General features: G+C 74.1%; 1 pseudogene. It reads right to left on the minus strand.

From position 1 onward, the window contains the following. Positions 1-206 precede the first annotated feature (206 nt). Positions 207-397: pseudogene (locus FPZ47_RS27995) on the minus strand (oxidoreductase); the annotation flags it as partial.

The following is a 397-nucleotide window of genomic DNA, read 5'->3' on the forward strand; positions in this document are numbered from 1 at the left end:
GGGACCGCAGCCGGAAGTGTCGCAAGATCGCCGAGGCCAACCCACGCAACCCAGAGATGCACGCTTGGTAACCGGGTTCCGTGCTGGCGGGCGGCGGGCCGACAGATGTCGGAACGCCGCCCGCTTCGCGTCTTCGGAGCGTCTTCGGAGCGTCTTCGGACGGCTCGCCCGGCCACGTTCCCGGGCGCCGCCGGCTAACCAACCGGCTACCGGCCCGGCAGGGCGTCGGCGATCGCCACCGCGTCCTGCGCGCCGGCTTGCAGCGCCCGGCAACACATCAGCAGCCAGGCCCGCACCCCCTCGGGGGAGCCCTCGGCGAACCCCTCGGCCGCGTCCCGGTAATCCGCCGGCCGGCGCATCCACGCGACCTCCGGCACCCCCAACCCGTGCGGGTCCA

Source organism: Mycobacterium helveticum (assembly GCF_007714205.1).
In the GTDB taxonomy this organism is placed as follows: Bacteria; Actinomycetota; Actinomycetes; order Mycobacteriales; family Mycobacteriaceae; genus Mycobacterium; species Mycobacterium helveticum.